16 protein-coding genes are annotated in these 17,391 nt (G+C 69.2%); 13 read left to right on the top strand and 3 right to left on the bottom strand.

Going from position 1 to position 17,391, the window contains the following annotated elements:
• The first annotated feature begins 105 nt into the window (after nt 1-105).
• The 3 genes from ACZ5NJ_RS34020 to ACZ5NJ_RS34010 all read left to right on the top strand — a co-directional run bounded on the left by ACZ5NJ_RS34020 (nt 106) and on the right by ACZ5NJ_RS34010 (nt 3,838).
• Nucleotides 106-1,128 carry an ATP-dependent DNA ligase gene (locus ACZ5NJ_RS34020; protein WP_468770157.1) on the top strand — a complete coding sequence of 341 codons (1,023 nt, stop codon included), beginning with the start codon at nt 106-108 and terminating at the stop codon, nt 1,126-1,128.
• 235 nt (nt 1,129-1,363) lie between these two features.
• On the top strand, nt 1,364-2,824 hold the full coding sequence (locus ACZ5NJ_RS34015; RefSeq protein WP_468770155.1) for a hypothetical protein: 1,461 nt from the start codon (nt 1,364-1,366) through the stop codon (nt 2,822-2,824).
• Between the two features lie 381 nt (nt 2,825-3,205).
• Nucleotides 3,206-3,838 carry a hypothetical protein gene (locus tag ACZ5NJ_RS34010; RefSeq protein WP_468770154.1) on the top strand — a complete coding sequence of 211 codons (633 nt, stop codon included), beginning with the start codon at nt 3,206-3,208 and terminating at the stop codon, nt 3,836-3,838.
• Between the two features lie 33 nt (nt 3,839-3,871).
• Here the strand turns inward: ACZ5NJ_RS34010 and ACZ5NJ_RS34005 are convergent, their stop codons facing one another.
• Both ACZ5NJ_RS34005 and ACZ5NJ_RS34000 read right to left on the bottom strand, forming a co-directional pair.
• Nucleotides 3,872-4,366, bottom strand: coding sequence for a hypothetical protein (locus tag ACZ5NJ_RS34005; RefSeq protein WP_468770153.1), 495 nt, complete (start codon nt 4,364-4,366; stop codon nt 3,872-3,874).
• A 143-nt stretch (nt 4,367-4,509) separates the two neighbouring features.
• Nucleotides 4,510-4,836: a hypothetical protein gene (locus ACZ5NJ_RS34000; RefSeq protein ID WP_468770152.1), complete on the bottom strand. Its 327-nt coding sequence runs from the start codon at nt 4,834-4,836 to the stop codon at nt 4,510-4,512.
• Between the two features lie 135 nt (nt 4,837-4,971).
• Between ACZ5NJ_RS34000 and ACZ5NJ_RS33995 the strand changes: the two genes are divergently transcribed.
• Entirely contained in the window at nt 4,972-6,177 is a 1,206-nt protein-coding gene (locus tag ACZ5NJ_RS33995) for a hypothetical protein (protein ID WP_468770150.1), read from the top strand.
• 86 nt (nt 6,178-6,263) lie between these two features.
• Here ACZ5NJ_RS33995 and ACZ5NJ_RS33990 read toward each other — a convergent pair whose 3' ends face one another.
• The gene (locus ACZ5NJ_RS33990) at nt 6,264-7,307 is read right to left on the bottom strand and encodes a C40 family peptidase (RefSeq protein WP_468770149.1); all 1,044 of its coding nucleotides are present in this window, start codon (nt 7,305-7,307) and stop codon (nt 6,264-6,266) included.
• Between the two features lie 183 nt (nt 7,308-7,490).
• Here ACZ5NJ_RS33990 and ACZ5NJ_RS33985 point away from each other — a divergent pair, with 183 nt between their 5' ends.
• The 9 genes from ACZ5NJ_RS33985 (at nt 7,491) to ACZ5NJ_RS33945 (ending at nt 17,208) form a co-directional block, all read left to right on the top strand.
• Nucleotides 7,491-7,967, top strand: a complete 477-nt coding sequence (locus ACZ5NJ_RS33985; protein WP_468770147.1) for a hypothetical protein — start codon at nt 7,491-7,493, stop codon at nt 7,965-7,967.
• A 93-nt stretch (nt 7,968-8,060) separates the two neighbouring features.
• A complete protein-coding gene (locus ACZ5NJ_RS33980) occupies nt 8,061-8,264 on the top strand; it encodes a hypothetical protein (protein WP_468770146.1) in 204 nt (67 codons plus the stop codon).
• Between the two features lie 4 nt (nt 8,265-8,268).
• Nucleotides 8,269-9,057, top strand: coding sequence for a DUF8175 domain-containg protein (locus ACZ5NJ_RS33975; RefSeq protein ID WP_468770144.1), 789 nt, complete (start codon nt 8,269-8,271; stop codon nt 9,055-9,057).
• A complete protein-coding gene (locus tag ACZ5NJ_RS33970; protein WP_468770142.1) occupies nt 9,054-10,541 on the top strand; it encodes a hypothetical protein in 1,488 nt (495 codons plus the stop codon). Before ACZ5NJ_RS33975 ends, ACZ5NJ_RS33970 begins: the two co-directional genes overlap by 4 nt.
• The gene (locus tag ACZ5NJ_RS33965) at nt 10,538-11,986 is read left to right on the top strand and encodes an SCO6880 family protein (RefSeq protein WP_468770140.1); all 1,449 of its coding nucleotides are present in this window, start codon (nt 10,538-10,540) and stop codon (nt 11,984-11,986) included. The genes ACZ5NJ_RS33970 and ACZ5NJ_RS33965 overlap by 4 nt, the downstream gene beginning before the upstream one ends.
• 7 nt (nt 11,987-11,993) lie before the next feature.
• The gene (locus ACZ5NJ_RS33960; protein WP_468770138.1) at nt 11,994-13,511 is read left to right on the top strand and encodes an ATP-binding protein; all 1,518 of its coding nucleotides are present in this window, start codon (nt 11,994-11,996) and stop codon (nt 13,509-13,511) included.
• On the top strand, nt 13,511-15,253 hold the full coding sequence (locus tag ACZ5NJ_RS33955; RefSeq protein WP_468770136.1) for a type IV secretory system conjugative DNA transfer family protein: 1,743 nt from the start codon (nt 13,511-13,513) through the stop codon (nt 15,251-15,253). The genes ACZ5NJ_RS33960 and ACZ5NJ_RS33955 overlap by 1 nt, the downstream gene beginning before the upstream one ends.
• Complete coding sequence (locus ACZ5NJ_RS33950; RefSeq protein WP_468770134.1) at nt 15,243-15,812, top strand: DUF4913 domain-containing protein; 570 nt, start codon at nt 15,243-15,245, stop codon at nt 15,810-15,812. The genes ACZ5NJ_RS33955 and ACZ5NJ_RS33950 overlap by 11 nt, the downstream gene beginning before the upstream one ends.
• Before the next feature lie 652 nt (nt 15,813-16,464).
• Complete coding sequence (locus ACZ5NJ_RS33945; protein WP_468770132.1) at nt 16,465-17,208, top strand: RES domain-containing protein; 744 nt, start codon at nt 16,465-16,467, stop codon at nt 17,206-17,208.
• Nucleotides 17,209-17,391 lie beyond the last annotated feature (183 nt).

The following is a 17,391-nucleotide window of genomic DNA, read 5'->3' as shown; positions in this document are numbered from 1 at the left end:
CTCGCCGAGCCCGCAGACGCCCGGTCCGGGACGGTTGAGTCAGTAAGTCGTCTCCGCCGGGTTCGCCCCCGACCCTGGAAGAAGGAGACAGCCAGGGAGGCCCCTGTGACGTTGAGGCCGCCGGTGGAGCCAATGCTGGCGCAGGCTGCTGAAGCCGTGCCGCGCCCGGCGGTGCTGCGGGCCGGGGTGGCCTACGAGCAGAAACTCGACGGGCACCGCGCGATCTTGTTCACTCTGGCCGGCCCGGGTGGGCGGGCGGTGTTGCAGACCCGGCGCGGGGCGCTGGTCCAGGACCGGTGGCCGGACCTGGTGGCGGCCGCCGAGCGGCTACCGCACGGCCTGGTCCTCGACGGCGAGCTGCTCGTCTGGGACACCGAAGAGGGCCGACTGTCGTTCACGGCCTTGCAGCGCCGGGCCGCCGCGCGCGCCCGCGGCGCCCCGGCCCTGGCCGCCCGATGGCCGGCCTACTTCGTCGCCTTCGACCTCTTGCAGCTGGACGGCGAGGAACTGCTGCGACGGCCCTACAGGGACCGCAGGACTGAACTGGAGAAGTTGTTCACCGACTACGCCCTGACAGCCCCGTGGACGCTCGTCCCGATGACCACGGACCTGGCCAAGGCGCGGGAGTGGCTGGACACCTGGACCGACGTGTCAGGCGTCGAGGGCCTGGTCATCAAACCCCTGACCAGCCAATATCTGCCCGGCTGCCGCGGGTGGACCAAGATCAGAAGGCGGGACAGCACGGAGGCGATCATCGGCGCGGTGACCGGCACCCTGACCCGCCCGCAGCTTCTTGTCCTCGGCCGCCACGACGAGCACGGCCGGCTGCGCGCCGTCGGCCGGACCGTACCGCTGCGCCCGGACGTCTCCCGCCAGGTCGGCGAGCACCTCGTCGCAGCCGGCCCAGGGCATCCCTTCGAGGGGGTGCGGTTCACCTCGACCTGGGGGAGCCGCGACGTCCTGGACGTGGTGCTTGTCCGCCCGGACGTGGTGGCGGAGGTCAGTGCCGACCGGGCGGTTGACCTGGGTGTTTTCCGTCACCCGCTGAGGTTCCAGCGGATTCGGCTGGACGTGACCGCGGCAGACGTCCCGCCCTTCGGAGAGGGCCCGGCCGCAGCCGTCGGCTGACCGCCCCTCCCACGCTGGCGAACAGTCTCTCGGGGGCTGGCGCCGCTGGGTGCCGGCCTCCGTTTCGTGTCCCTCGCAGGAGTGAATCCGGCTCTCGCGTACGCGTAGGCGGCTTGTGGAGAGTGCTCCGAACTCGACCCGAAATATGGGCTATTGACAAGAAACAGCATCTTTCGGCATCTTTCCGGCGCGGCCTGGTGGTCGGGCCGCTGATTGTGCGATCGGAGTGCGGTTCATGGCGCGTTCGGTACGTGAGAGCTACGACGAGGGGCAGGCCGCGGGGCGGCTGCGGGTGCCGTTGGCCGCCTGGCGGTGGGCGGTCGGCTCGGGTCTGGTCCCGCCGGCGGACGCCGGGCCGGGGTTGTGGTCGCGGGCGGTGGTGGAGGCCGCCAGCCGGGAGGCGGTGCGGGCGGCGCTGCGGGGGCCGATCGGTGCCGGGGTGGCGGCGGACCGGCTGACGGAGGCCTTGGGGAGGCCGTTGCGGTGCCGACCGCGGGTGACGGCTGCGGCGGTCGGCCACCTCGTTCGCGCGGGTCTGCTGGTCCGCCTCGGCGGGGACACCGAGTTCCCTGAGGTCCACCCGGACCAGGTGGCCGCCCTCGCCCGCCGCCGGGATCTGCCGGTCCTCCTTGACCGGCACGTCCCCCTCGGCCCGGAGCAGGCCGCCCGCCGGCTCGGTGTCCGTCGAGCGGACTTCGACCAGATCGCCGGCCGTCTCGGTTGGCTGGCGCCGACCGGGTCGGCGGAGATCGACTACAAGCACCACGGCGGCGTCACCAAGGTCCCGCTGTACAACGCCGAGGACGTCGCCCTGCTCCCCATCGCGCGCCCCTGGGTGGACTGGTGGGCGGTGCGCGCCGCCCGCCCGGGAAGCCGGTCCCCGCTTGCGGCCCTGGACCCGGTGGTCCCGGGCCGGGACCGGGTGCTGTTGGCGGAGGTGGCGAGGATGGCCGGGGTGGGCCGGGCCGCGGTGGCGTGCTGGCGCCGCCGACATGCGGACTTCCCCGCCCCGTCCGGCGGTACGGACGTGCACCCGCAGTTCGACCGGGCGCCCGTGGTCGCGTGGCTGCTGGCCCACGACAAGATCGAGGTGCCCGTGGCCATGCCGGCGGCCACGCTGGTTGTGCACGGCCGGGCCGGGCGCGGCCGTACGTCCCGGTTCCGGCTTGATGACCCGCATCTGGTCTTGGCTGAGAAGGCAGATGGTGTCGCCGACGCGGACCAGCTGTCCGGCTGGTTCACCGATGAGGATGCCGAGGAACTGGCCACTCTGACGGCAGGGGAGTTCGGGGGGTCGGTGAGTCGGCTCACAGCGCCGGGCACGGCGCCGCTGGCGGTGCTGGGGGATGTGCGGGTGATCGAGCGGTTCCCTTCGGGGGCGGGCGGACTGCGGGTGACGCTGGCGTGGCCAGCCATGCTGCGAGGCACCGCGGAGAGGGCGGCGGGCGGGGTGGTCCGGCACGGGGTGCCCTACGTCGGCCCGGGCGAGGAATGTGTCTGCCAACACCACGACTGCGGCGGCATGGTCCCGGCCGACTCCTGCGCCGAGCACGGCCCGGATGTCCGTCCGGCGCTGGAGTGGCACGCCGGCGGCGGTCTCCGCTGCACGGAGCTGCACCACAGCCGTGCGGCGGCCGAACTTGCCGGCGCCGTTCCGGCCTGGCCGGTCCCGCCGGAGGTCCCGACGTACATCTAGCTCTGCCGCCGGGCGCCGCTTCCGACAGCCAGGCCGGCGGCGCGGTCCAGCGCGGGACGGCCTGCGCGCCGCCGGGCGGGAGGGTCTGCCGTCAGTTCGGGGGTGCCCGGTGGGCTGGTGCATCGAGCAAGGGGTGGAGGCCGGGAATCCTGATTGCCGCCCCTTGTCAACGGCGGCCGCGCGTGGCTGACCGGCCGCTTCGTGCCGGGCAGGAGCAGCGATTGACGGCGAGATCGACCCGTACGCAGGCGGGCAGAGTGGCCGAACGCTCTGAACTAGCTCAACTCCGCAACCCGGATCAGGAGTGGACCCTACTGTCGCCACATGAACCCGACTCCGTTCATCGTTAGCGCAGTCGCCACGATCGTAACCACCCTGATCATGGGCGGGATCCAGCTGCGCGCCACGCGGAAGCTGACCGCTCTGACCCTGGCCGAACAGCGCGCGCAGCTGGAACTGAAGGCCGTGCACGACGGCGCGCAGCTGGACGTCAAGGCCGCGCACGACCGGGCTGCGCAGCATCGGCAGGTCCAGCACCTCGACCACCAGGAGTTCGTCAAGGCCGCTCACGCTCTGGTGTCTGCGGCGCGGCGGCACGCGCAGAGTCCCAGCCGCGAGGTGCAGGTGCGGGAGCTGCTCCGTCCGTACAACCCGTTGGACACGGCAGACCTGATCGCGGTCCTGCCCCGGGCGCTGTGTGTGCTGGCGGTCAAGGCCGACAAGGCGCTGGAGGATGTACGGCTGACGTCCGCCTCCGACCTGTTCGTCATGGCCCGCCGAGTGTGCGACGCGGCAGTGCAGGACGCCTACCACGCCACCCAGCTGGCCCGCGCCCTGGATGCCCACCCCGTGGAGTACGAGGAGGTAGAACCCGGAGCGCACGTGCCCATGTACGACGCGGTGGTTGTGCGCGCCGAGGAACGCTTCGAGAAGTGGACGGACAAGTACGAAGAGGCTCTGGCTCAGTTCGTGGAGGCCTGCCGGCGGGAGGTCTGGGGCACGACGAAGGCCTAGGTCCCAGGCGCCCCGCAGGCTACGGCAAGACGTTCACGCTGATTCGGCGACATCCAGCTGGACGCCTTCGTACGGGATCTGTAGCGGGATGTCCTCGCAGTCTTCGAGGAACACCTGACACGCCCACACCAGGTGATTCAGCTCCCTGGCGCCCGTGGGGAACGCGGCGAGGGCCGCGGCGGCGTCCCTGAGTGCCTCGGCATGCGCTTCTACGTGACGAAAGGAGATCGGGTAGGGCCTGGCGTCCTTCGGGGCGTGCAACAGCGGGTGCGCTCGGTGCCGGCGGGTTTCCTCCATCAGGGCAGCGCCTAGCGCGGCGCAAGGCACGGCGGTACGCAGAGGCTTCAGGACGGGTCGGGCGCGCTCGTCCTGAAGCTCATCGAACCAATCCTGCATGGAGGGGAAGGGCGGGGCCGCCAGGAGCCCGGCGCGCTGCGCGTACAGCGGCCGCGTGGTCTGCCCGACGTAGTGGACGACCTCGGGCTCGCGGGGGTCGACGAGGGCGTAGATGGTGCCGTTCTCCTGCATCGCTGAACCTTTCCGAGGGCCCGTACTGCGCGCGATTATCCGCACTGCCACGCCCGCACCGGCCCAGTGCGCAGCGCGCAGCCCTCATGGGTGTACGACACGACCCCCGGACTCCCCTCAACAGCGGGGGTGAACCGGAGGGCTCAGGCGTTGACGGGCGCCTGGGAAGGGATGCCCGAAGCGGTGGCCGGCTCTGGAGCGGCTGCGGCCTTCCGAGCCGCACGGCGCCTGGTCGGGGGGCGCTGGGCGGGTTCTGCGGCGCCGAGTGTGGCGAGTTCGGGCGCGGACCATCCTGCGGCTTCTGCTGCTGCGTATGCCTTGCCGTACGGGGCCTCGGTGGCGGCCAGCTCGTTTGTGAGCCTGATCCGTTCGGCGAGGATTGCCGCGAGGGGCTCCATCGCCGCCTGCTTCGCGGCCAGCTGGAGGGCCTGGATCTCTTCGGCCTTCTTGAGGATCTCGTCTGCCTTCATGCCGGGCATCATGCCCGTCTGCGCCCCGACTCTGGTCTGCCGCAACGCCTTGGCGAGCCCGTGCCAGCAATTCGGTGTCGGTCAGGGTTCGTACAGTTGCACAGCGGCAGGGGAGCCGCAGAGGAGGGGGACTCGGTGTCAACAACGGCGAGCGGCAGCGGGCGCGGACAGGCCGACTTCAACGGTCGGACACGACGGCTCCTGGCACAGCGCGCAGCGTTTCGCTGCTCAAACCCGAGGTGTGGGGCGCTGACCATCGGGCCGGGTACGGGACCGGAAGGTGTCGCCGATACTGGCACAGCCGCACACATCTTTGCCGCTGCCAGGCAAGGGCCCAGAGGGACCGGCGGCCTGTCGGCTGAGGAGCGGTCGCACATTTCCAATGGGATCTGGCTTTGCGCAAACTGTGGCCGACTGGTTGACGCGAATTTGGGTGGTGCATTCTCCGCATCGCTGCTCCGCAGCTGGAAAGACCTGCATGAACACCGAACTCGCCTGGAGCAGGGTGGGCAGTCTCAGCCCTTCGGCTGGGTCCAGAGCCTTGAGGTGGTAAGCCACTACATTCTACAGCCCGGCGTGCTTCAGCTTTCGAAGCTGAACCTTCTATTCGGGATGAATAATTCAGGTAAGACGAAGCTCCTGCACCTCTTGCGGTCACTTTCCTCGCCAAACCTGCTGATGGAGAATCCCGGGGATCTTTCATGCGCAGTCACTTGGTTCGATCCTGAACTGCGTAAGGCGGCCGTGGGTGTCCGAGGGCGCTGGCTGGAATATACGGTCGATGGCCGACGGGTGCCCCTTCCTCCGCGGCCGTATCGGGTTCTGACGTTCGGCCCCGAGGCGTACAGCCAGCCGATATTCCGCCTGAAGCCGTCCTCGGTTTCGGGAATTGCCCAGTTCCTCGGAGTTGATCCATGGGCTGCTCGGACTGTGATTTCCAACATACCGGTTATGCTGCCTGATGTGATGTCAAGCGTCGCCTTCTACGGGGACGACGTAAAAATTTCATGGAGCGCGGGGTTCGGGGATCAAGGGCTAGGGAAGGGGGCTTTTTGGTTCTATGCCCTGGCTGTTTTCGCAGAACTGCAAGCGCGGTCGGAACCGGTAATTCTCGTTATGGACGAGCCGTTCCTTTATCTGCATGCGAAAGCGCAGCGGCAAATGTTGGAGTTGTTTGAGTCGGCGGCATGGACTTTCCAGGTCATCCTGGCTGAGCACAGTTGGGCCGCCTATGAGCGTCGGCATCACGGTTGGAGTGCTGCGGTGCTCGTGCCCGACGCGGAGAATCGGTCGCGTATCTCCCAGGACGACGCGGACTTGGAGAGAATTGGAGGCAGCTGAGATGGGCGACTGACCGCGGCGGGTCTACCCGCCTGGGACACGGTCCGTCCAAGGTCGGCGCAGGTTGCGGTGCCACCCGAGTGGCTTCAAGCGCGGGTCGCGCCGCGGTAGTCGCTGGCCGGCATGGCGGAGTCGAGAGGGACCACCTCGACCTGGCGGCCCGTGCGGGGGGCGTGGAGTACCCGGCCGGATCCCGCGTAGAGGGCGACGTGGTAGATGGAGCCGTTGCGGTGTGCCCAGAAGAGGAGGTCGCCGGGCCGGAGTTCGCCGCGGGCGACGGGCCGGTGGGCCGTGGCCTGGTACTGGGCGGCGGCGGTGCGGGGGAGCTGGGTGTGGGGCCAGTAGGCGTACTGGACCAGGCTGCTGCAATCGAACCCGACGGTGGAGGCGGCCGCGCAGCGTCCGCCGAGGTACCCGTTGCCGCCGTCGCAGAAGCCCGGGCCCGGCCCGGCGGGGCCGCCGCCGCCATAGGCGTAGGGGGTGCCGATCCGGGCGGCCGCCCGGCGCAGCGCCTGTGAGCCGGCGCCGCCGCCGCCCACGGCGAGCAGGGGCGCTCCCTCGTAGTCCTTCATCATCTTCATGATGTTGGTGACGTACCAGTACGTCTGGCCGTTGGCCCAGGACTCGGGCGGGACGCCGTGGAAGCGCAGGACGGCGCCCCAGCCGGCGTTGTAGCCGGCGAGCGCGAGGCAGCGGACGTCGCCGCCGATCCCGGAGGCCTTGGCGTCGCCGATCAGGGAGCACATGTAGCGGCCCTGGGCGGTCACCGCGTCGCCGACGTCGAAGGGGTCCATTCTCCCGTTGCCGTCGGCGTCGTTGCGGTACTTCGCCCACGTGCCGTCGATGAACTGGGCCGGCCCCTTCGCGGCGGCGTAGGAGATGGTCTTGCGGGAGGTGCTGAAGCCGCTCTCCTGCTGGAGCTGCGCGGCCATCAGCGCGGGGCTCAGCTCGGGGTGCTCGCACTCGGCCACGGCTTTGAGGATCCACGGTTCGAACTCCGGCGGCACCCCGCGCAGCGTGCTCGCGGCTGCCGTGTCCGTTCCCACGCCGGCGACCAGCCCGGCGATCAGGACCAGGACGATTACGGGGAGTGCCAACGCCACCAGAACCGCACCGGATACGACCTTCACCGAGTCCCCCTTTCGGCTGACCCGGTCACTGGTGGTTCCCCTCGCACACTTTTGCGGAGTGCCTGATCAGCGGACTGCCCGTTGACCCCGTGTCAGCTTTGCTGATCAACAACGCTACTCTGCGTAGCTTATTGACTGCATACAGCAGCACTAGCAACGGGTGACGAAGGGGGGAGGTTGCGTGTGGCAACCGACCTTGTGAGTCCGGAGACCGAACGGCCTCAGGCGGCCCGGCGGCGTTACGCCCTGTTCGGCGCGCATGGCTGTTCGGTGGCGATGGCCGTCGTGCCGTACCTGCTCGCCGACGGCAAGCCGGGCATTGCCCACTTCCCCGCGGCGGGGGAGCAGCTGCTCATGGGGGTGCAGCCGGTGGTTGTGGCTGACACCACCGTGTACGGCGCGGCCTGCGTCGAGCGCATGGTCCGCGCCTGGCCGGCTGGCATGCCCCGGCCCTGGCTGGTCCTGACCGCCGAGGCCCCGACCCCCTCACCTCCCGCCGCGCGCTTCCGGATCCGCGCCCTGGGCGCCCGGCTCGCCGGGACCGCGACCCTGCCCTACCTGCCCGTGCTGCGCACGGTCGAGGACCCGGCCGAGGCCCTGGACCACAAAGCCGTGCAGACCGCCGCCGCCCGACTGCGCCGCCACCTCGAAGGGAACTGACCGATGCCCAAGTCCGCCCTGTTCGCCGCCCCGCCCCCGGGCCCGATCCTGCCGGTTGCGAGGCCGACGCCGATCCCCGGTATGGCGCCCATCGTGACTGAGCTGTTGGGCTACGGCCTCTACGTCCTGGTCCTCGCGGGTGTCGGCGCGGCCGGCTTCGGCGTCTTCAAGCTCGCCACGGCGGACAAGTCCCGCAACGGGGGCGGGAGCGAACCGTTCAAGTGGATGGGCGGCGGTGTCCTCGCGATCCTGCTCGCCGGAACCCTGATCAGCATCCTCAACGGGATCATGGCCTGACCTCATGGCACGCGACGGCCGCCTGAACCGCTACATGATGCCCACCGTGTTAGTCCTCGTCCTCGCCGTGGTGGGCCTGACGGGCTACTCGATGCTCTCCGGCAGCGCCGGCTCCGAGCAGGACTCCGCCAAGCCCGGCGCGGCCGCCGCCGCACCGTCCTCGCCCGTGCCGACGTACGAGCCGCCCCGGGACTGGACCGACCCGGAGCGGTGGGCCACGCTTCCCCGCGGTGCCCGCTCCGACGTGCGCGGCAAGGACGTCTCCTTCCCGCAGACGCTCGAAGGCGCCCTGGGCATGCTCGTGGCCTCGAACAGCACGCTCGTCCAGCCCGGCCACAGCAACAAGGACGAGCAGTTGGCCCTGTACGAGACCTACTTCAGCGCAGCCGACCGCAGCACCCGGCTCCGCGAAGGGCTGGAGCTGGCCGGCGGCGAGAGCGACGCCAAGCTCCGCAAGGACTGGGGACTGCCCGCAGGCAGCGAGCTGCCCCAGGGCTCCTACGTCCGCGCCCACGTCATCGGCTACAAGGTCATCGAACACTCTCCCACGGAGGTCAGCGTCTGGCTGCTCTCCCGCGTGACCACCAAGGCGGGCGAGACCAAGGCCGAGCGCGGCTCCTACACCCGCAGCCTGGCCGCCGTGCGATGGGAACAGACGGACTGGAAGCTCTCCGTCGCCGCCTTCGAGACGGCGAGCCGGGCCGTGCAGGAGCAGGACAAGCCGGCGATCGTTGCCCCCGGTGACCCGGAGTTCAGCCCGGCGGGCTGGACGGCTATCCGGGAGGCCTCGTGAAACGGCTCGTCGCCGTCCTGCTGGCAGCCGCAGCCCTTCTGGCCCTGGCCCTCGTGCCGTCGGCTGCCGCAGACGACCCGAAGCCCAAGAAGGACGGCGCGCTCAGCCAAAGCGTGGACGTGGGATGCCAGGTCGTCACCGGCGCCACCAGCCTGGGAATCGCGGCACGGGTCATCGGCACGGCCATCGCCGGCCGCGATGCCTGCGACGTGGTCGGCGACAAGGTTGAAGAGAAGGTGGAGGAGTACTGGCAGAGCGTCTGGGACTCCGTCATCGGCGATGTCCTGCGCTCCGCCGAGGACGTGGTGAAGTGGCTGCTGCGCACCGTCTTCACCCTGGCTCTGCTGGGCCCGAGCCTCAAGCTCGCGGACACCGGACTCTTCGACCGGGACGCGAAGTTCAGCGGCATGCTCGTCTGGCTGGGCTGGGTGATCGCCGCCTTCGGCACCATGTGGAGCGTCGGCAAGGCCGCCCTGTCCGGCAAGGCACAGGACTGGGGCCGGGTCCTCATCGGCTATACCCAAAACGCCCTGCTGAGCGGGCTCGGGCTGACCGTCGTCGTGCTGCTGCTGAAACTCAGCGATGCACTCACGACCGGAATCGTCAACGCCACCTTCGAGGACAAGACCTTCACGCGGCTCGTCGAGGTGCTGATGCCGGCGGCCGTCCTGAACCCGATGATGGTGTTCGGCATCGTCTCGATCCTCCTGATCATCGGCCTGGTGCAGCTGGTCCTGATCTTCCTGAGGGAGTCCGCGATCCCGATCCAGTGCGTGCTGCTGCCGATCGCGGGAGCAGGCCTGATGGGTGGAGAGTCGACGCGCAGCTGGACGCCGAAGCTGGTGACGTCCATCTGCACCGTCATCGCCTACAAGCCCATCATTGCCGTGATCATCTGCACGGGGTTCGGCGAGTTCGGCCGCGCCCACACGGTCGTGGAATGGCTGCGGGGCGTGGCCACCCTCTGCCTCGCCGTGATCGCACCCGGCCCGCTGACCAAGCTCTTCGCCCCGCTCGGGGCAGAGATCGGGGCGGGCCTGAACAGCGGCGGCGCTCTCGGCGCCGCCGCCAACATGGCCGGCTCCTACCTCGGCGGCAAGGGGGGCAACGACGGCGGCGGCCCCGGCCCCGACCCCAGCGGCCCCGGCGGCGGAGGCGGGGACGGCGGGACGGACGTCGTCGCCCAGTCCCAGTACCTGGAGAAGTCCATGGGGCCGCAAACCCAGCAAGACACCGGAGAAGCAGGGCAGGACGCCCTGGACCAGACCTCACGCACCGGCCCCCAAGTACCCGCTCAGGGCGGCCCCGACGCGGTAGTCGGCGCCGGAGTGGGTGGCACCGAAGCCGCGACGGGCCTGGCCGCCACCGGCGTAGCCGCGGCCGGCACCGGGGGCCTCGCCCTGGCCTTCCAGGTACTCGACGGCGTCAACGACGCCGTACAGGACGCCGCATCGACCATGGGAGACGGGGGCAACCACACGTGACCACCACCGAAACACCGAGCGGACTGCGGGTCGAAGGCTTTCGCACCCGGCGTTCCCACGGCGCGGGCAACCTGTCGAAGAACGCCACCATGCTCGGCACCGCGGTCCTGGCCTTCGACGGGCTGATGGCCACGAACTGGCCGATGAGCCTGTGGGTGACCCTGCCCGCCACCTTCATCGGGCTCGGCCTCACCGCGGCCCGCCGACACGGCATGCCCGCCCTCGCCTACTACCGCGCCAAGATCGCGTGGAAGGTCGCCGCCCGCGCGGAGGCGACGAACTACCGCAAGGTCCTGCTCGAACTGCCCTACTCGCTGGACCTGCCGGGCGTGGCCGCCTCCACCACACTGATCCAGGCGCAGGACCCCACCACCGGCCGCGAAGTCGGAGTCGTCCACGACCGGCGCACCGGCCTCATGACCGTCTCCACCCTCCTGGCCCCCGGCGGCAGCCTCATGGCCCCCACCGCCGCCGTGCGCTCCAACCTGCGCACCTGGGGCTCCGTTCTCGATGCGATGAGCACCGACGAGCAGATCAAGGGCGCCTCGGTCACCATCCAGATCACCCCCGGCGCGGGCGAAGCCCTCGGCGACGACATCGCCGCCCGCCGCTCCCCGGACGCACCCGCCATCGCCCAGGCGCTCGTCGACGAACTGGTCAAGACCGCGCCCCGGGCCACCGCATCGGTCGCCCCGTGGATGAGCGTCGTCGTCGACCCCAACGCGACCGCGACACCGCCGGCCGACCTGGCCGAACAGGTCGCCGAAACCCTGCGCGTCGTCGACTCCCTGGACCTCTCCGGCACCGGCACCGACGTCATCCGCCGAGCCACCGCCACCGACCTTCGCCGCCTGGTCCGCTCCGCCTACGACCCCGCCTCCTTCTTCGCCCGCGAGGAAGAGTTCGCCACCCTCACCTGGGGCGAGTGCGGACCCATGGCCGCCGACGAGGGATTCGAGCAGTACGCCCACGACGGCTCGGTCTCCATCTCCTGGGTCCTGCGCGAGATGCCCAAGCGCCCCATCTCCTACAGCACCCTCCTCCCCCTCCTCTCCCCGGGCCGCTTCCAGCGCCGCGTCACCCTCGCCTACCGGGTCCTGGACCCGGAGGAAGGCGAAGCGGTACTGGAGCGCGAGATCAGCAACGCCGACCAGGCCGCCAAGACCACGGCCCAGGTCAAGGGCCGCGCGCGCTGGTCCCAGAAGGCCGACTACGCCAAGGCCGAGAAGGCCGCCGCCCAAGCCGCCTCCGGCGCCCAGGTAGTCGACTGGACCCTGATGGCGACCGTCACCGCCCGTACCGCCGCCGACCTGCCGGCCGCACGCCAGGAACTCGACCGGGCCGTCAAGGCGACCCGGGCCCTGCGGATGCGCACCGCCTACGGCGCACAAGGCGCGATCTTCGCCGCAGGCCTCCCCCTCGGCTACAACCCCCTGGTCAAGTGAGCCGGCCATGGCCAAGCCCCCCAAGATCCTCACCCCGCGCCAGGTCACCGCACCACCCGAGGACCCCGCCCAGCGCCGCGCCGAGGTCGCCGAACGCAACCGCCAGCGCCGCCTGTACGCCCCGCGCCTGGGCTGGGGCGGCCGGTTCAGCGGCCGCGCACCGGCGGAGGACACCGGCACCGTCTACACCGGCCCGTCCACCCAGGCGGCCGGCGTCTACCCCTTCCTCCTCGGCGCCGGACTCCCCGCCCGCGGGGTCCCCGTCGGACGGGACATGCTCACCGGCGAGCTCGTGTGCATCGACCCCGCCGACTGGGTCGGAAAACTCACCACCAACCCGAACATGTGGGTGATGTCCCAGCCCGGCGCGGGCAAGTCCGCCCTGGTCAAGCGCATCCTCCTGGTCTACGCGGCGCTCGGCTTCATGCCGGTCATCCCCGGCGACGTCAAGGGCGAGTACACCCAACTCGTCCGGCAGCTCGGCGGCAGCGTCGTACGCATCGGCGACGGCACCGGCCGCCTCAACCCCCTCGACTCCGGCCCCCTCAAGAACGTCGTCCGCTCCCTACCGACCGAACGGCGCAACACCCTCCTCGACGTCCTGAGCGCACGCCGCCTCGAAACCCTCGGCGCACTCCTCGCCACCAAGCACGGCCTGGGCCGGGGTGCCGACGAGGTCCAACGCTCCGCCCTCACCTGCGCCGTCCAGCTCGCCGCCGACGCCTGCCCCGGCGAGGACCCGATCGTCCCCGACGTCATCGCCGTCCTGCGCCAGGCCCCCGAACCCATCCGCAACCGTCTGGCCGCGCACGACGCCACTTACCAGGACCTCGCCCGCTCCGTCATCGCCGGCCTGGACAACCTGTGCGGCGGCCCCCTCAAGGGCCTCTTCGACGGACCGACCACCGTCGCCCTCGACCTCAACAGCCCAGCCGTCTCGGTGGACATCTCCGCCCTGCGCGCACGGGGCGCCGACACCCTCTCCGCAGGCATGATCGCCACCTGGGCCTACACCTACAGCTCCATCGACTCGGCCCGCTCCACCGGTCTCATGCAGCGCCGCCTGGTCCTCGACATGGACGAGATGTGGCGGGCCCTGAGGGCCGGCCCCGGCCTCGTCGACTCCATGGACTCCATCGGCCGCCTCTCCCGCGGCGACGGAGACGTCACCATCTACGTCACCCACTCCACCCAAGACGTCGAATCCCTGCCCACCGAGGAGGACCGCGCGAAAGCCAGGGGCCTGATGGACCGGTGCGACACCTGGGTCCTCGGCGCCTCCACCGACGAAGAACTGGCCCGCGTCACCGGCAAACGCCAGCTCACCGAACAGGAGCGGGCCATCATCAGCTCCTGGTCCTCCGCCACCAGCACCGGCCTCGACGCGGGCGACGCGGTACACCCCGGCCGCGGCAAGTACCTGCTGAAAATCGGCTCCCGCCCCGGCATCGCGGTCGCGATGGAGCTGACCGCCACCGAATCGCGGCTCTACCACACCGACTACCAGAATGGCCCCACACGCTGATGCTGACCGACTCCGACCGCAACTGGGTCGCCGGAGGGTGTGCCGTCGGCGGCCTGGTCGTCCTGTCCGCCGCGACCTGGACCGGAGCCGCCCTCGGCACGCTCGCCACGGTCGAGCCCGTCGAGACCGACCTCAGCGCCTACACCGTCCTGCGGATGGTCCGCGACTGGTCCTCCGTCTGGGCACCCTCGCCGATCGCCGCCGGGATCGGCGCCTTCCTCTTCGACCTGGTCGTCATTGCCGTACTCGTGTGGGGCACCAAGCTCGGCCTCCGCTGGTTCCACCACCCGCGCGACATGGCCACCCTCCACCAAGTCCGCGACCTCACCCCCCTCCCCGCCGCCCGCACCGCCGCCCGCCTGCGCGCCTCCCTCAAGGGCACCCCGCCCAAGGAGATCGCCCCCGCTGACCGGGGCGTCCTCCTCGGCGACCACATCCCCAGCCGCATCGAACTGCGCGGCAGCGACGAGGACACCTTCGTCGCGATCATGGCCCCCCGCGCCGGCAAGAGCACATCCCTGGCGATCCCCATCGCCGAAGAAGCGCCCGCATCCCTGCTGATGACCTCCAACAAAGCCGACGTCTACGCGGCCACCCTCGCCTCACGCGGCCGCACGGGAAACATCTGGGCCCTGGACACCCAAGGCGTCGCCCGCGTCGAGCGCGCCATGTGGTGGGACATGCTCGCCGAAGCCGAAACCCTCGAACGCGCCGAACGCCTCGCCTCCCACTTCATCGCCCAGATCACCAGCGAAGGCGCCGACCCCTTCTGGTCCCAGTCCGCCAACGACCTCCTGGTAGGGCTGTTCCGCGCCGCCTACCACGACGGCGCCAGCATCAAGGACGTCCTGTCCTGGGTCGCCAACCCGGCAGAGAAGGCACCCCTGCGGATCCTCTACCGCCACGAACCGGTGCTCGCCGAACAGGTCGACGCCAGCATCAACATCGCCGAAGAGACCCAGAGCGGGATCTTCCAGAACGCCCGCACGGCGCTGTCCGGCCTACGCGACGAAAGGGTCCTGGCCTGGGTCACCCCCGACCCGGACCGCCCCCGATTCGACCCAGAAGCCTTCGCCCTCTCCAAGGACACCCTCTACCTGATGTCGAAGAAGGGCGGCCCGGCCTCCTCCATCGTGGCCGCACTGGCCGACGCCGTCTTCACCGCGGCCGCCGAAGCCGGCGAGCGCCACGGCGGCCGGCTCCCCGAACCGATGCGGTCCGTCCTGGACGAAGCCGCGAACATCTGCCTCATCAAAGACCTCCCCGACCTGTTCAGCCACCTCGGCAGCCGAGGCATCAACCTGTACGTGATCCTCCAGAGCTACCGCCAGGGAGTGAAGGCCTGGGGCGAGGTCGGCATGGACGCCATGTGGGGCGCGGCCACCAAGAAGCTCATCGGCGCCGGCGTCGACGACCCGAAGTTCGTCGCCGACATCGCCACCCTCGTAGGCCAGCACACCGTCCACCGCGGCTCCTACTCCAAGAGCCGCGACGGCGGATCCACCTCCATCGGCGAGCAGCGCGAACAGATCCTCGACCCCGCCGAGATCCGCGCGATGCCCAAGGGCAGCGCCCTCCTCCTGGCCACGGGCATGCCGATCGCCCAGATTCAACTCCGCCCCTGGTACCAGGAGGAGAGCATGCGGCACATCGGCTCGGAGAAGGACGCAGAAGAGATGTCCATCACCAAGAGGGCGGTCGCCGCCTACGAGGAGCAGAAGGCGGCACGCCGTGTCCGATAGCCCCACCGCCACGAGCACGGTGACCGAGGACCTCGAAGACCTCAAGGCCCAGGTCCGCGCACTGACCGCCACGGTCAAGGCGCTCGCGCAAACGCCCGCCACCGACCGCGAAGAGCAAGACCCGCCGGACGAGGACACCACCCGAGGCGAGGGTGCTGAGGAGGAGTGGGAGTACCCACCGTTCATCCTCCTCTTCGACCCCGTCGAATACGGCGACGAGCTACGCGCACTGGTCGAGTGGGTGGAAGGCGTCCTCGTCCCGGGATACCTCGATGAGGCTTCTGCCGACGCCCGCTGGTGCCACCTGTGGACAGAACACCCCGTCGCCATCGCCCGCCTCCACGCCCTCTGGCTGGCCTGGCAGGAACTCACCGACCCCGCCACCTGCGGATACACCGGGCCCAGCACCTGGCACCGCGACCACTACGACCCCTGCATCCGCGAACTGCGATCCTCCACCGGCCCCTTCCAAGGCTGCACGAAGGGCGAGCACCAGATCGCGCACCGAAAGCCCTCCCTTGTACCCAGCGTGTGGTCCTCTGAATCAGCCCGGGACTGAGAGCCTTGCCCGCCGAGGAGTTGGACAGCCTTCAACCAGCTATCGGCAGCAAGTGGCCCTTCGCCACGGCCGGCTGCTCGCGCAAGCGCCGCATTTCGCTAGCGCCGCCCAGACGGATCTGGGCGCCCCTCGGCTGAAGACTGCCGCGTTCGCCCCTCCATGCAATGCTTGAATTGGAGGCCCTGGGCAGCCAGCCGCGAGTTGCCCCCAGCCACTCGGTTGCATGTCTAGAAATCATCAGAGATGATCACATGCCTGACCCAAGATTGAACGATACTCGGCACGACTCCATCGAAGTCTGGAACGAAGTCGTAGGTCCATTTTACGACGGCGCTGGCGTCTGCCAGCTCCTCGGAATTAGCGCTGACACCTTGCATGCATTGATATGGGAAGATGGCAGTATTCTTGCCCTCCCAACTAGCGATGGTGAATTTATCTACCCAACTCGCCAATTTGATAGTGGCGGCCTTGTGAACGGTTGGCCCGAAATACTGCGCAGGCTAAGGGGGGCGGGCGGAAACCCGTGGACGATAGCGACATGGGCTGCCACGAGGGTGGACGATAGCCTGCACGGAATGTCGCCGTGGGAGTGGCTTCAGGCAGGTAATCCAGTGAAGGAGCTCGCAGCCGAAGTCCACGATCTCGAGTGGAGATGGCATCATTGACTCGTTATTTCCCTATGGGATTTGATGACTCCTCTTGGAAAAGTCAACTTGAGTCATTTGCTGAACGATCCGGCCCTCTTCAGAGGGCATACGCTGGACAAGATCTGACAGATTTCCCAACCGATCTTGTGCCGGAGTCGACTAAAGTATATCGCTCTCATTCGGTGACAAACGGTCCATGGTATTTCTCGCCCTATCCACCGGAAAAGGGAGACGGGGGGAGGTTCGACCTGCCAAAGGAGCGCGACCTAGGCACCTGTTATGTAGCTACGAACGCTCTGACGACTCTGCGAGAGCGGCATGGACCTAGGTTGATGAACGCGAGAGTCCTTCCGCGTGAGGCATTCGCCAGTTGCGAGGTAACTCGATTGCCTCTCGATCGATCGTACAGCCCTGCAAGTTTGATCACCGGCGCGGAGACCCGCTTCGGCGTCAGGGGCTCGGAAATGAGCTCGTCTACGCCGTATGACATAACCCGAACTTGGGCGATTGCCTGGCACGACGCCGGAATGGATGGAGTTTGGTATAGGCCAAGCTGGGACCCGCGAGACGGTGTAATGTCGTTCGCCATATTCGGCTCGGCTGGTCAGCGGCCTGGACCTCCAGCGTCATCTGATGAAGCTTACATTTCAGGGGTCGAATATATTCGGGATTATTCTGTCGTTTTTAATGTGGAAGTGCATGCGCCGCTTCGCTTTGCGGCGGCCCGTATTATCCGTCCTCCAACTTGAGCCAACAGGAGATTATTCGACCTCTCGGAATTCTTTGACAATTCGTACCGGGGTCGGGCTGCGTCCCACAAGGCGGAGTCGCCGTGTTGGGGTGGTGTGGTGGTGGGTGTGGGGGTGTGGCGGGGTGTGTGGGTGGGGTTGGTGCGGTTTTCCCGGGCGCGGGTTGGTGTGGCCGGGGTGGTT

Source organism: Streptomyces sp. NPDC032091, assembly GCF_055580265.1.
This window is presented reverse-complemented; position numbering and strand designations above follow the sequence as displayed.